The organism is Halomonas sp. JS92-SW72 (assembly GCF_003547075.1).
Classification (GTDB): domain Bacteria; phylum Pseudomonadota; class Gammaproteobacteria; order Pseudomonadales; family Halomonadaceae; genus Halomonas; species Halomonas alkalicola.
In genome coordinates this window covers 2,300,350-2,314,300 of sequence record NZ_CP032147.1, presented here as the reverse complement: position 1 = coordinate 2,314,300, position 13,951 = coordinate 2,300,350, and the positions used below count along the sequence as shown (strand labels likewise).

General features: G+C 67.7%; 8 protein-coding genes. 3 read left to right on the top strand and 5 right to left on the bottom strand.

Features of this window, described 5'->3' with window-relative positions:
- The first annotated feature begins 14 nt into the window (after positions 1-14).
- The gene (locus D1793_RS10855; RefSeq protein ID WP_119022184.1) at positions 15-1,220 is read left to right on the top strand and encodes a CaiB/BaiF CoA-transferase family protein; all 1,206 of its coding nucleotides are present in this window, start codon (positions 15-17) and stop codon (positions 1,218-1,220) included.
- On the opposite strand, the gene D1793_RS10850 is transcribed toward D1793_RS10855, so the two are convergent.
- The gene (locus D1793_RS10850) at positions 1,217-2,050 is read right to left on the bottom strand and encodes a pyruvate, water dikinase regulatory protein (protein WP_119023659.1); all 834 of its coding nucleotides are present in this window, start codon (positions 2,048-2,050) and stop codon (positions 1,217-1,219) included. The two genes, D1793_RS10855 and D1793_RS10850, sit on opposite strands and share 4 nt — an antisense overlap.
- Before the next feature lie 269 nt (positions 2,051-2,319).
- Between D1793_RS10850 and ppsA the strand changes: the two genes are divergently transcribed.
- Positions 2,320-4,692 carry a phosphoenolpyruvate synthase gene (gene ppsA / locus D1793_RS10845; RefSeq protein ID WP_119022183.1) on the top strand — a complete coding sequence of 791 codons (2,373 nt, stop codon included), beginning with the start codon at positions 2,320-2,322 and terminating at the stop codon, positions 4,690-4,692.
- Positions 4,693-4,943: 251 nt separating this feature from the next.
- Entirely contained in the window at positions 4,944-6,779 is a 1,836-nt protein-coding gene (gene ggt, locus D1793_RS10840) for a gamma-glutamyltransferase (RefSeq protein ID WP_119022182.1), read from the top strand.
- On the opposite strand, the gene D1793_RS10835 is transcribed toward ggt, so the two are convergent.
- From D1793_RS10835 to acnB, 4 genes are all read right to left on the bottom strand, one after another.
- On the bottom strand, positions 6,776-8,659 hold the full coding sequence (locus tag D1793_RS10835; protein ID WP_119022181.1) for a glycerophosphodiester phosphodiesterase family protein: 1,884 nt from the start codon (positions 8,657-8,659) through the stop codon (positions 6,776-6,778). The genes ggt and D1793_RS10835 overlap by 4 nt on opposite strands.
- Before the next feature lie 94 nt (positions 8,660-8,753).
- Positions 8,754-9,242: a ribonuclease E activity regulator RraA gene (gene rraA, locus D1793_RS10830; protein ID WP_119022180.1), complete on the bottom strand. Its 489-nt coding sequence runs from the start codon at positions 9,240-9,242 to the stop codon at positions 8,754-8,756.
- Positions 9,243-9,361: 119 nt separating this feature from the next.
- A complete protein-coding gene (locus D1793_RS10825; protein WP_162899950.1) occupies positions 9,362-11,041 on the bottom strand; it encodes a GGDEF domain-containing protein in 1,680 nt (559 codons plus the stop codon).
- A gap of 240 nt (positions 11,042-11,281) precedes the next feature.
- Positions 11,282-13,885: a bifunctional aconitate hydratase 2/2-methylisocitrate dehydratase gene (gene acnB, locus D1793_RS10820; protein ID WP_119022178.1), complete on the bottom strand. Its 2,604-nt coding sequence runs from the start codon at positions 13,883-13,885 to the stop codon at positions 11,282-11,284.
- Positions 13,886-13,951 lie beyond the last annotated feature (66 nt).

Here is a 13,951-nt window from a genome sequence, read left to right as displayed (position 1 = left end):
ACGGGGAGCTCGCGATGAGCGGACCGCTGGAAGGCATCACGGTGCTCGACATGTCGCGGGTGCTGGCCGGTCCCTGGGCCGGCCAGCTGCTCGCCGACCTGGGCGCCCGAGTGATCAAGATCGAGCACCCCGAGCGCGGCGACGATACCCGCGGCTGGGGGCCGCCGTGGCTGGCCGAGGGCGATGCCCTGGAGAAGGTGGCCGCCTACTACCTCTGCGCCAACCGTGGCAAGCAGTCGCTGGCCGTGGATATCGCCACCGAGGAAGGCCAGGCGCTGGTGCGCCGGCTGGCCGAGGGCGCCGATATCCTGCTGGAGAACTTCAAGGTGGGCGGGCTTGCCAAGTACGGCCTCGACTACCCGAGCCTCCGGGCCCTCAACCCGCGCCTGATCGGCTGCTCCATCACCGGCTTCGGCCAGGAGGGCCCCTACGCCCACCGCGCCGGCTACGACTTCATGATCCAGGCCATGGGCGGGTTGATGAGCCTCGGCGGCGAGCCCGATGGCATGCCGATGAAGACCGGCGTGGCGATCACCGACGTCACCACCGGTCTCTACGCCACCGTGGGGGTGCTGGCGGCGCTGCAGGAGCGTGAGCGCACCGGGGTCGGGCGCCATGTGGACGTGGCTCTGCTCGATGTCCAGGTGGCGACGCTCGCCAACCAGGCCCTCAATGCCCTGGTCTCGGGCCGCAACCCGGAGCGCCACGGCAACGCCCACCCCAATATCGTCCCCTACCAGGCCTTCGCCTGCGCCGATGGCCATCTGGTGCTCACCGTGGGCAACGACGCCCAGTTCGCCCGCTTCGCCCGCCTGCTCGGCCACCCCGAGTGGGCCGATGACCCGGCCTACGCCACCAACGCGGCGCGGGTCGGCAACCGCGAGGTGCTGGTGCCGATAATCCAGACAATCCTGATGACCCGCGGTCGGGACGAGTGGCTCGCCGAGCTGGAGGCCCGCGGCATTCCCGCCGGGCCCATCAACACCCTCACCGAGGTGTTCGACGACCCCCAGGTGCAGCACCGCGCCATGCGCCGCACCCTCAGGCGGGGCGAACTTGAGGTCCCCCAGGTGGGCAACCCCCTGCGCTTCGATGGTGACTCCGCCACCAGCGAGGTGGCGCCGCCGCGTCTCGGTCAGGACAGCGATGCCATCCTGGCCGGTATGGGGCTGACGCCGGACGATATCGCCCGGCTGAGACGGGCAGGGGTGGTACGTTAGCGGGGAGAGAAACGGCGGGTCAGGCCCATTTCGGCGATCATGCGGGTGGAGATCTCCTCCACCGAGAAGCGGGTGGTGTCGATGAAGGGGATATGCAGCTGGCGGTAGAGCCCCTCGGCCTGGCCGACCTCCTGCATGCACTGGTCCATGGAGCTGTAGCGGCTGTTGGGCCGCCGCTCGTGGCGGATCGCCGCCAGCCGGCGCGGGTCGATGGTCAGCCCGAACAGCTTGTGGCGGTGGGGCGCCAGGGCCTTCGGCAGTTTGAGGACGCCATCCTCGTCGAGGTCATCCTCGGTGAGCGGATAGTTGGCGGCGCGGACGCCGAACTGCAGGGCCAGATAGAGCGAGGTGGGGGTCTTGCCGCAGCGCGAGACCCCGACCAGGATCACGTCGGCCTTGTCGTACTGGTGGGTGCGGGCGCCGTCGTCGTTGTCCAGGGCGAAGTGCACCGAGTGGATGCGGTCCATGTAGACCTCGTCCTGCCCGATGGCGTGGGTACGCCCCACGCTGTAGCTGGAGCGGGTCGCCAGCTCCTGTTCCAGGGGCTCAAGGAAGGTCGAGAAGATGTCGACCTTGAACCCCTCGGCCTGGCGGATCACGTCACGGATGGCGCTGTCGACGATGGTGTCGATGATGATCGGCTTCTCGCCATCGTGTACCGCGGTGCCGTTGATCACCTCCACCAGGTTCATGGCCTTCTCGACCGAATCGATGTAGGGCTTGGTGACCATGCGGATCTCGACGTTCTCGAACTGTGCCAGCAGGCTGCGGCCCAGGCTCTCGGCGGTGATGCCGGTGCCATCGGAGATGAAGAAGGCGGTACGGGTCATGTCGGTGTCGTCGCAGCAGGTGAACAAGAAGAGATAGTGAAAGCAGCGACCCCTATTGTCGGTGCCCGCGCCGCCGGTCACAAGCGGCCCTGCCGAAGGAGATCGTTAGTTGACTACAGGAATCCTCGAAAAGGGCCCATTCTTGTAAAAATCCTCCAGTGTCTTCGCTGTTAGACCAATGGCGAATATGGCCTTCGCTTGGTAGAGTGCCGACCATTCCGTCATGCCTCCTGGCATGACCACCTGTCGTCGAAAGCCAAGGGGGTTCCGTGGACGATTACATTCTGTGGTTCGAAGAGCTGGGCATGGACGATGTGGAGCGCGTAGGGGGCAAGAATGCCTCCCTCGGCGAGATGATCTCCAACCTGGCCGGCGCCGGGGTGACCGTGCCCGGCGGCTTCGCCACCACTGCCCACGCCTACCGTGAATTCCTCTCCCACGAAGGCCTCAACGAGCGCATCAATGCGGCCCTGGCCACCCTGGATGTGGATGACGTGACGGCGCTGGCCCGCACCGGCGCGGAGATCCGCCAGTGGATCATCGATACGCCGCTGCCGCCCACCTTCGAGCAGCACCTACGCAGCGCCTACGACCAGCTCCTCGCCCGGCATCCCAACCTCAAGGTCGCCGTGCGCTCATCGGCCACCGCCGAGGACCTGCCGGACGCCTCCTTCGCCGGCCAGCAGGAGACCTTCCTCAACATCGAGGGCTTCGACAACATCAAGCGCGCCGTCCACGAGGTGTTCGCCTCGCTGTTCAACGACCGCGCCATCTCCTATCGGGTGCATCGCGGCTACGCCCACGAGAACGTCGCACTCTCCGCCGGCGTCCAGAAGATGGTGCGTTCCGAGACCGGCGCCTCCGGCGTGATGTTCACCCTGGACACCGAGTCCGGCTACCGCGACGCCGTCTTCGTGACCGCCTCCTGGGGGCTGGGCGAGACCGTGGTGCAGGGGGCGGTGAACCCCGACGAGTTCTATGTCCACAAGCCCACCCTGGCCGCCGGCCGGCCCGCGGTGCTGCGCCGCAACCTGGGCTCCAAGCTGATCAAGATGGTCTACGGCAAGGAGGCCAGCGCCGGCAAGTCCGTCGAGACCGTCGAGGTGCCGCTCAAGGAGCGCGGTCGCTTCTGCATCAACGACGAACAGGTGATGGCCCTGGCGCGCCAGGCGGTGACCATCGAGCAGCACTACCAGCGCCCCATGGACATCGAGTGGGCCCTGGACGGTGACGACGGCGAGCTCTACATCGTCCAGGCGCGCCCCGAGACCGTGGTCTCCCAGCAGGAGGGCGGCAAGCTCGAGCGTTTCCAGCTCAAGGAGAAGGGGCGCAACCTGATCGCCGGCCGTGCCATCGGCCAGCGTATCGGCCAGGGTACCGTCAGGGTGGTGTTCTCCCCGGAGGACATGGAGAAGGTGCAGAGCGGTGACGTCCTGGTCACCGACATGACCGACCCCGACTGGGAGCCGATCATGAAGCGCGCCTCGGCCATCGTCACCAACCGCGGCGGGCGTACCTGCCACGCGGCGATCATTGCCCGAGAGCTCGGCATTCCCGCCGTGGTGGGCTGCGGTGATGCCACCGAAGTGCTCGCCGATGGCCGGGACGTCACCGTCTCCTGCGCCGAAGGCGACACCGGCCACGTCTACGAAGGCCTGCTGGCCTTCGACCGCAGCGTGACCAGCGTCGACGCCATGCCCGAGATCCCCTTCAAGATCATGATGAACGTCGGCAACCCCGACCGTGCCTTCGGCTTCGCCAGCCTGCCCAATGCCGGTGTCGGCCTGGCACGCCTGGAGTTCATCATCAACCGCATGATCGGCGTGCACCCCAGGGCGCTGCTGGAGTACGACACCCTGCCCGCCGACCTGCAGCAGACCATCGACCTGCGCAGCGCCGGCTATGCCAGCCCGGTCGACTTCTACGTCGACAAGCTGGTCGAGGGCATCAGCACCCTGGCCGCCGCCTTCTACCCCCAGCGGGTGATCGTGCGTCTGTCGGACTTCAAGTCCAACGAGTACGAGAACCTGATCGGCGGCAAGCTCTACGAGCCCGGCGAGGAGAACCCCATGCTCGGCTTCCGCGGCGCCGCCCGCTACATCTCCGAGACCTTCCGTCCCTGCTTCGAGCTGGAGTGCCGCGCGCTGAAGCGGGTTCGCGAGGAGATGGGCCTGACCAACGTCGAGGTCATGGTGCCCTTCGTGCGCACCCCCGACGAGGCCCGCCAGGTGGTCGAGCTGCTCGCCGCCAACGGCCTGAAGCGCGGCGAGCAGGACCTCAAGGTGATCATGATGTGCGAGCTGCCGGCCAACGCCCTGCTCGCCGACGAGTTCCTCGAGCACTTCGACGGCTTCTCCATCGGCTCCAACGACCTGACCCAGCTGACCCTGGGCCTGGACCGCGACTCTGGCATCGTCGCCCACCTCTTCGACGAGCGTAACCCGGCGGTCAAGAAGCTGCTGGCCATGGCCATCCAGGCCTGCAAGGCCCAGGGCAAGTACGTCGGCATCTGCGGCCAGGGCCCGTCGGATCACCCGGACCTCGCCAAGTGGCTGATGGAGCAGGGCATCGACTCCGTCTCCCTCAATCCCGATGCGGTGCTGGAGACCTGGTTCATGCTTGCCGGGGAAACCCTGGGCTAAGCGCTAAACTTGGCGTCAGTACAGCGCCCGCGAGGGCGCTGGGGGCAAGCCGAAGAGGAGGTCCTACGCCAGGGATGGCGTCGGTAGCGCCCAGGGAAGGGTTCACAGCGCCTCCTCTGAGGCTTGTCGCCAGGTCAGCCCGAGCAAAACATTGATAGGCTTTTCTCGCCCGGTCGACCTCCAGTCGGCCGGGCGTCTTTCGTCTATGCTGACAGTCTCCCGCTGACCCGATCGTGACAAGGAGCCTGTCCATGACCCTTCCCGCCGTTCCCTTCCGCCGCCGCCTGCTGTTGCCGGTGACTGCCGCCCTGATGCTTGGCCTGCCGCTCGCGGCCCAGGCCGAGGTGGCCTTCCAGTACGACCTGCCGGCCATCGCCCCCGAGGTCGCCTCCGAGACACAGGAGAAGCCCGGCTGGGCCATGGAGCGCTTCGCCGTGGCCGCCGCCAACCCGCTGGCCACCGACGCCGGCTACCAGGTGCTGAGGGCCGGCGGCAGCGCCATCGACGCCGCGGTGGCCGTGCAGATGGTGCTGACCCTGGTGGAGCCTCAGTCCAGCGGGATCGGCGGTGGCGCCTTCCTGATGCACCATGACGGCAAGGCGGTGGCCGCCTACGACGGCCGCGAGACCGCGCCGGCCGCCGTCAACGGCGAGCTCTTCCTCGACGAGGAGGGCGAGCCGCTGCCCTTCATGGAGGCCGCCGCCAGCGGTCTCTCGGTGGGGGTGCCCGGCACCGTGCGCATGCTGGAGCTGGCCCACGCCGAGCACGGCCGGCTGCCCTGGGCGGAGCTCTTCGGCCCGGCGATCCGGCTGGCCGAGGAGGGCTTCGCGGTGAGCCCGCGACTGGCCACCAGCCTCGCAAGCGAGCAGCCGCTGCGCGACGATCCCCTGGGCAGCGCCTTCTACTACCCGAACGGTGAGCCGCTCGAGGCGGGGGTGACGCTGAAGAACCCAGCCCTGGCCGCCATCCTGCGCGAGATCGCCGAGCACGGAAGCCGGGCCCTCCACGAGGGGCCCATCGCCGAGGACCTGGTGGCCCGGGTGCAGGGCCACCACAGCCGCGCTGGCGCCATCACCGCGGAGGACCTGGCCGGCTACGAGGCGAAGCGGCGCGACCCGATCTGCACCGCCTGGCAGGCCTACGAGATCTGCGGCTTCCCGCCGCCCTCCTCGGGCCACCTCACCGTGATGCAGATCCTCGGCATCCTGGAGCACCTGCCCGAGGTGGAGACTCCCCTGGAGGAGGGCGTGCCCGGCGAGCCCTGGCTGCACCAGTTCCTCGAGGCCTCGCGGCTGGCCTTCGCCGACCGCGGCCACTACATCGGCGACCCGGACTTCGTGGAGGCCCCCGGTGGCGACTGGTCGGTGATGCTCGCCCCCGACTACCTGGCCCTGCGCGCGGCGCTGATCGGCGAGGAGAGCCTGGGCAGCGGCGGCGCCGAACCTGGCAACCCCGGTGAGCTAGCCACCGGCTGGGCCAGCCAGACCGAGCAGCCGGAGTACGGCACCAGCCATATCAGCATCGTCGACGAGCACGGCAACGCCATCGCCATGACCACCACCATCGAGGCCGCCTTCGGCTCGCGGATCCTCGCCGATGGCGGCACCGGCCTTGCCGGCGGCTATCTGCTCAACAACGAGCTGACCGACTTCTCCTTCACCCCGCAGGACGAGGCGGGTAATCTCATCGCCAATCGGGTGGAGCCGAACAAGCGGCCGCGCTCCAGCATGAGCCCGACCCTGGTCTTCGCGCGCGATGGCGACAGCCGCGGCGAGCTGGTGGCGAGCCTCGGTTCCCCCGGTGGGGCGGCGATCATCCACTACACCGCCAAGGCGCTGGTGGCCATGCTCGACTGGGGGCTGGATGCCCAGGAGGCGCTGAACCTGCCCCACGCCATCACCCTGGGCGGGCCGGTATTCCTGGAGGAGGGGCGCTTCCCGGCCGAGACCCTGGAGGCGCTCAACGCCCGTGGCCACGAGGCCAGCGAGCGTGAGCTGGTCAGCGGGCTGCAGGCGATCCAGCGCACCGAGACGGGCTTCTTCGGCGGCGCCGACCCGCGCCGGGAAGGGGTGGTGATGGGCGATTAACGGCGCAGCCAGTTGCGCAGCTTGACCAGCAGCAGGGCGCCGTCGCCGAGTTCGCGGCGGTCGTCCAGCAGCTCGGCGAGCAGCTCCGGACGGTCGGTGATGATGGCGTCGACGCCCAGGTCGATCAGCTGAGACATCCGGGCGCGGTCGTTGATGGTCCAGGCGTGCACCTCGTAGCCGTAGTAGCGCGCCAGGCGAATCTCGTTGTCGGTGATGCGGTTGTGGCGCAGCCCCAGGGCATCGAAGCCGCGCCGGTCCAGGGTGCCGGGCAGGATCAGCTGGGCCAGCAGGGTCACCCTGAGCTCGGGCTCCCGGGCGCGAATCTCCTCTACCAGGGCCGCCGACATGGTGGCCACGCGGGTCTCTCCGACCACGTCCACGCTCCCGCAGGCCGCGGCCGCCTCGGCGTCTGCGGCCTCGTCGTGGCAGGCCTGGCGCCGGGCCGACTCCTCGCGCAGGGCGGCGATCACTCCCTCCACCAGGGCCACCTCGCGGCCAGGGTCCGGCTTCATGTCGATCATCAGGGCGTTGCGACCGCGCACCGCGGCCAGGGTCTCGTCGAGCCCCGGGATCCGCTCCCCCTGGAAGGCGTCGCCGAACCAGCTGCCCACGTCGAAGACGGCCAGCTCCTCCCGGGTCAGCTCGCCGAGGTTACGCGGGTCGCCGGTCAGGCGAGTGAGGCTGCGGTCGTGGAACAGCACCACCTCGTCGTCGGCGGTGAGGCGCACGTCGATCTCCACGTAGTCGGCGCCGTCCTGTATCGCCTGCTCCACCGCAGCCAGGGTATTCTCCGGGGCGGCCATGGAGCTGCCGCGGTGGGCGATATTGGCGACCTCGTCGCGCAGCTCGAAGCTGTTGACGATCAGCCATGCCTGGGAGAGGGCGAAGGCGATCACCCCGATCTCCAGCGCCCAGGCCAGGCGTCCCGGATGGACCCCCTTGGGCGGCGGCGCGGGGCGCGGCTCGCGGTGGGCCAGGCGCAGGGTGAGGCAGGCCGAGAGCAGGGCGTTGGCGGCGATACCGACGAAGGTGATGGCCAGGGTCACCAGCACGTAGGCGGTGAGGTAGGCCAGGGTGGCCGGCACCAGCACGGCGTTGCGCTCGGGCAGCCACCACAGCATCGGCGTGAAGAGCCTGTCGAAGAGCAGGGTGGCGACCAGCGGCAGGGCGATGATGACCAGCAGCAGGGCGATCACCGCCAGGGCGATGGGCCCCTTGCGGCCATGGGTCAGCCGGTGGCTGCGCTTGAGGGCCTGGCGGGGCCATAGGCCCTCCAGCGCCACCAGCGGCAGGGCGAGGATCCAGCGGAAGTAGAGGGTCGCGGCGATGGCCGCCCAGACCACCACCAGGGGCAGGCCGATGGCCAGGAACTGCCACAGCGCCGGTGGGCGCACCCGCTGCACGTAGTAGGGGTCCAGCCCGCCGAGAAAGGTGCCATAGAGCCAGGCGATGGCAAAGGCCACCGGAATGACCAGCAGCAGGTGGCTGCCCACCTGGACTACCACCAGAGCCGCAAGCTGCGGCAGGCGTCGCAGGGTCCACCAGAGCGCCTCGAAGGCCAGGCGAACGTGGTTGTCCCGGGGGCGCGCCGCCACCAGGATCATCCCGGCCTGCTGCAGGTAGAGCACCAGGAAGGTGAGGCCGATGGCGGCCAGCAGCCAGAGGGCACCGCCGGCACTCATCAGGATATCGATGAGCTCGGCGTTGGTGATCACCGGGCGCCCGAACTGGCCGAGCAGCCGCGTCAGGCTCCAGGCCACTGCCGGCAGCAGCAGCAGCGAGGCCAGCAGGGTGAAGAAGAGGTGGTAGACGATCAGCGGCCGCAGGTGCTCGCGCAGGGTGCGCAGCACGTCCCGGCTCAGCTGAGAGAGGGCCAGCATGGGGCGTTCGGCGTCATGGTCATGCCCCTAGGGTGACACCCTCGGGCCGCGGGCGGCAAGGGGCCGTCCGCGGGGGGAAGGGAGAAGGCGGGCCTCAGCCCTCCAGCGGCAGTCGTGCATCGGCCACCAGGATGCCGTTGTTGTCGGCGTAGAGCCACTCGCCGGGCGAGAGGGTCACGCCGGCGAAGGTCACCGGGATGTCGCGCTGGCCCTCGCCGCGCTTCTCGCTCTTGCGCGGGTGGGCGCCCAGCGCCTGGACGCCGAGCTCGGTCTCGGCCAGCACGTCCACGTCGCGCACGCAGCCGTACATGATGACGCCGCTCCAGCCGTTGTCGGCGGCCTGCTCGGCCAGCATGTCGCCCAGCATCGCACAGCGCTGGGACCCCCCGGCGTCCACCACCAGCACGGCGCCCTCGCCGGGCTCGGCCACCGCCTCCTTGACCAGGGAGTTGTCCTCGAAGCACTTCACGGTGCGGATCGGCCCGCAGAAGGCATCGCGACCGCCGAAATTGATGAAGATCGGGTCCAGCACGCGGACCTCGGGATGGGCGTCGCAGATGTCGGGGGTGATGATATGGCTCACGTCGGGGCTCCTTGCTTGGGCTCGGGTTGCGGAAAGGCGTCAAGCCCGATGATGCCACAGCCCGTAGGGGCGCCGCAGGATGGCTTTGGTGGCAAGCTGGTCGAACGCAGTGCGCCGACTCACTCGGCCAGGCAAACCCCGTTGCGCCCGCTCTGCTTGACGCGATACATGGCCTCGTCGGCATGCCGCACCAGCTCGGATATCTCCCTGCCATGACGCGACGACAGGGCGATGCCGATGCTGCAGGAGGGAAGCAGCGAAAGCTCCCCGAGCGTGATCGGTTCCACGAGCTGCTGCAGGACCTGAACGGCGATCCGGGTCGCCGTGTCGGCATCACTCACGCCGTAGAGCAGGCTGAGGAACTCATCGCCGCCGATGCGCCCGCACAGGTCGGAGGATCTCAGCGCCGACTGCAGTCGCGCAGCGAGGATCTGCAGTACCCGGTCACCCGCCGCATGGCCATGGGTATCATTGATCTGCTTGAAATTGTCGAGGTCGATAAACATCAGACCGATGGAAGGCGGGTTCTCTGCCTGTGTCACACTGGCTAGTTGATCGAGGCGTTCGAAGAAGGCCGCGCGGTTGAGCAGTCCGGTCAGCTCGTCGTAGGTCGCCTGGCGCGACATGCGGGTCTCACGGGCCTTGCGTTCGCTGATGTCGTGGGCGTTGCCGATCATGCCGATCAGCTGGCCGTCCACATCATGGAGCGGAGAGGCGTTGGTGACGTGCCAATGCCACTCTCCGTTGCGATGACGGACACGATACTCGAGGTTGCCCTGTCGGGTATTGGACGCATAGACCCGCTGCATGAATGCCTTGCAGTGCGCCATGTCATCGGGATGGACGATGTTGGCGAAATGCAGGCCGGACAGCTCCTCCGGCGCGTAGCCGAGCAGGGTGAACAGGTTGGGTGAGAGATATTGAAACTCGCCTTCGAGGTTCAAGGTATAGATGACGGCGTAGGCATCCTCGACCAGGGTGCGGAACTTGTGTTCGCTCAGGCGAAGTTCGGCCTGGGTGCGCTTCTGCTGGGTGATGTCCTGAAAGGAGACGATCATGACGCCTTCGTCGATTGTGGCGCTGACGACCACATCTCGAACCGTGCCATCCTTGCAGGCGATCTTGAACTCCATCGGCTCGATCTGGCCGGGGCCTGCCATCGCCTTCTGCTGGGCGGCATACCATAGAGCCCGCACGGCGGCGCGGTGGCCCGGGTCGGGGTAGGCCAGGGCGAACCAGGCTTCGACGGTGGGTACCTCCTCAGGCGTGTAGCCGAAGGTGCGGTGGAACTGGGCGTTGCTGAACAGCACTCGCCCCTCGCCGCCAAGCTCGACCACGGAGGTGGCGATTGGCAGGTGTTCCAGCAGCCTCTGAAGGCTTGCCTGGGAGTCGCGCAGATCGCTTTCCAGCTTCTTGTAGGCGCTGATGTCGATCATGACGCCTTCCCAGAGCGTCCTGTTCTCCTCGAGGCGGCGCGGGTTGGAGGAGATCGCTACCCAGGTATCGCGCTCCTGCACCTGAAGTCGCCCCTCCCAGTGAAAGGGTTGCTGGGTCTCCAGTGCGACGAGGTTGGCCTGCAGCATGGCGTCACGGTCATCCGGATGGATCACGTCCAGTGCCAGGCCGGGATCGGCCATCAGGGCGTCGCGGGCGAGGCCACACATCTGCAGCCAGCGATCGCTGACGTAGTGGAAGAGCAACCGTCCGTCCGGCTGTACCTCGACGGCATAGGTGCCGACAGGCAGACGGTCGAAGAGTGCCTGGGTGCCAACGCTCAGCTGGGCGGTCTGGGTGGTCATGATCGGGAAGTCTTGTTTGAGGGCTCGTGGCGCGGTCATGGGCACGCCATTGTTTCACATCGACCAGGCCCTTCTCTCTTGACGATTGTAAAAGATTGACAATTTTGGAAGGGCGCCATTGCCATCTAGTGGCGCCAAAACGAAAAAAGCGCCCCCGCTGGGGGCGCTTCTGTCATCGGCTCAGGCCGCCGCGCAGGCGGCCATTCGATGTTGCGAGCATCGGAGTCGAAGCTAAGGGTATCAGGCTTCCTGGGTGACGGGAATCACGTTGGAAGCGGCGTTCTGATACTCCTCGATCTCGTGGAAGTTCATGTAACGATAGATCTCGCCGGCCATGGCGTCGAACTCGCCCATGTAGCGGCGATATTCGTCGACGGTGGGCAGGCGACCTTCCACGGCGGCCACGGCCGCCAGCTCCGCGGAGGCGAGGTACACGTTGGCACCGTCACCGAGGCGGTTCGGGAAGTTGCGGGTGGAGGTGGATACCACGGTGGACTTGGCGGCCACGCGTGCCTGGTTGCCCATGCACAGCGAGCAGCCCGGCATCTCCATACGCGCACCGGCGCGACCGTAGATGCCGTAGTAGCCTTCCTCGGTCAGCTGGTGCTGGTCCATCTTGGTCGGCGGGGCCAGCCACAGGCGGGTCTTCAGGCTGCCGGCCGGCTGCTTCTCGAGCAGCTTGCCCGCGGCGCGGAAGTGGCCGATGTTGGTCATGCACGAGCCGATGAAGACTTCGTCGATCTTCTCGCCGGCCACTTCGGAGAGCAGGCGGGCATCGTCCGGGTCGTTCGGGGCGCAGAGTACCGGCTCCTTGAGCTCTTCGAGGTCGATCTCGATGACCTCGGCGTACTCGGCGTCCTTGTCGGCGCGCATCAGGCTCGGGTTGGCCAGCCACTCCTCCATACCCTGGATGCGGCGCTCGATGGTACGGCGGTCGCCGTAGCCGTTGGCGATCATCCACTTGAGCAGGGTGATGTTGGACTTCAGGTACTCGCTCACGCTCTCCTCGGAGAGGGTGATGGTGCAGCCCGCGGCGGAGCGCTCGGCAGAGGCGTCGGAGAGTTCGAAGGCCTGCTCGACGGTGAGGTCCTCGAGGCCCTCGATTTCCAGCACGCGACCGGAGAAGGCGTTCTTCTTGCCGGACTTCTCGACGGTCAAGAGCCCCTTCTGGATGGCGTAGTAGGGGATGGCGTGGACCAGGTCACGCAGGGTGACGCCGGGCTGACGCTTGCCCTTGAAGCGCACCAGCACGGACTCCGGCATGTCCAGCGGCATCACGCCGGTGGCGGCGGCGAAGGCCACCAGGCCCGAGCCTGCCGGGAAGGAGATGCCCAGCGGGAAGCGGGTGTGGGAGTCGCCGCCGGTGCCGACGGTGTCGGGCAGCAGCATGCGGTTCAGCCAGCTGTGGATGATGCCGTCGCCCGGACGCAGGGAGACGCCGCCGCGGTTCATGATGAAGTCGGGCAGGGTGTGGTGGGTGTCCACGTCGACCGGCTTCGGGTAGGCGGCGGTGTGACAGAAGGACTGCATCACCAGGTCGGCCTGGAAGCCGAGGCAGGCGAGGTCCTTGAGCTCGTCACGGGTCATCGGGCCGGTGGTGTCCTGGGAGCCCACGGTGGTCATCTTCGGCTCGCAGTACATGCCCGGGCGCACGCCCTCCATGCCGCAGGCCTTGCCGACCATCTTCTGGGCCAGGGTGTAGCCCTTGCCGGTATCGGCGGGCTGCTCCGGCAGGCGGAAGACGTCGGAGGCGGGCAGGCCAAGCGACTCGCGCGCCTTGGTGGTCAGGCCGCGGCCGATGATCAGCGGGATACGGCCACCGGCGCGCACCTCGTCGAGGATCACCTGGGTCTTGAGTTCGAAGGTGGTCAGCACCTCATCGGTGCCGTGCTTGCACACCTTGCCCTCGTAGGGGTAGACGTCGATGACGTCGCCCATCTCCATCTTGGAGACGTCCATCTCGACGGGCAGGGCGCCGGAATCTTCCATGGTGTTGAAGAAGATCGGGGCGATCTTGCCGCCGAAGCAGAAGCCGCCGGCGCGCTTGTTGGGCACGTAGGGGATGTCGTCGCCGAAGAACCACAGCACCGAGTTGGTGGCGGACTTGCGCGAGGAGCCGGTGCCGACCACGTCGCCGACGTAGGCGACCGGGAAGCCCTTGGCCTTCACTTCCTCGATCTGCTTCAGCGGGCCGGTGGTGCCGGGCACTTCGGGGCTGATGCCGTCACGCTCGTTCTTGAGCATGGCGTTGGCGTGCACCGGGATGTCGGGGCGCGACCAGGCGTCCGGGGCCGGGGAGAGGTCGTCGGTGTTGGTCTCGCCCGGCACCTTGAAGACGGTCAGGGTGATCTTCTCTTCTAGGGCGGGCTTGGAGAGGAACCACTCGGCGTCGGCCCAGGACTGGATGACGTCCTTGGCCACGGCGTTGCCGGCCTTGGCACGCTCTTCCACGTCGTGGAAGGCGTCGAACATCAGCAGGGTGTGCTTGAGCTGCTCGCCCACTTCCTTGGCAAGCTCGGCGTCGTCCAGCAGCTCGACCAGGGAGACGATGTTGTAGCCGCCCTGCATGGTGCCTAGCAGCTTCACCGCGTGGATCCGGTCGATCAGCGGCGACTCGGCCTCGCCCTTGGCGATGGCGGTGAGGAAACCGGCCTTCACGTAGGCGGCCTCGTCAACACCCGGCGGAACGCGGTTGGTGATCAGGTCGAGGACAAACTCCTCTTCGCCGGCCGGCGGAGCCTTCAGCAGTTCGACCAGGGCGGCGACCTGCTCGGCGTTCAGCGGCTTCGGCGGCACGCCTTCGGCGGCGCGTTCCTCGACATGTTGGCGATAGGCTTCAAGCACGGTGTGGCCCTCATTGCTAGTGGAGCCAGAGTGACGCGAATCGGCACCATCCTCGCCGAAACATGC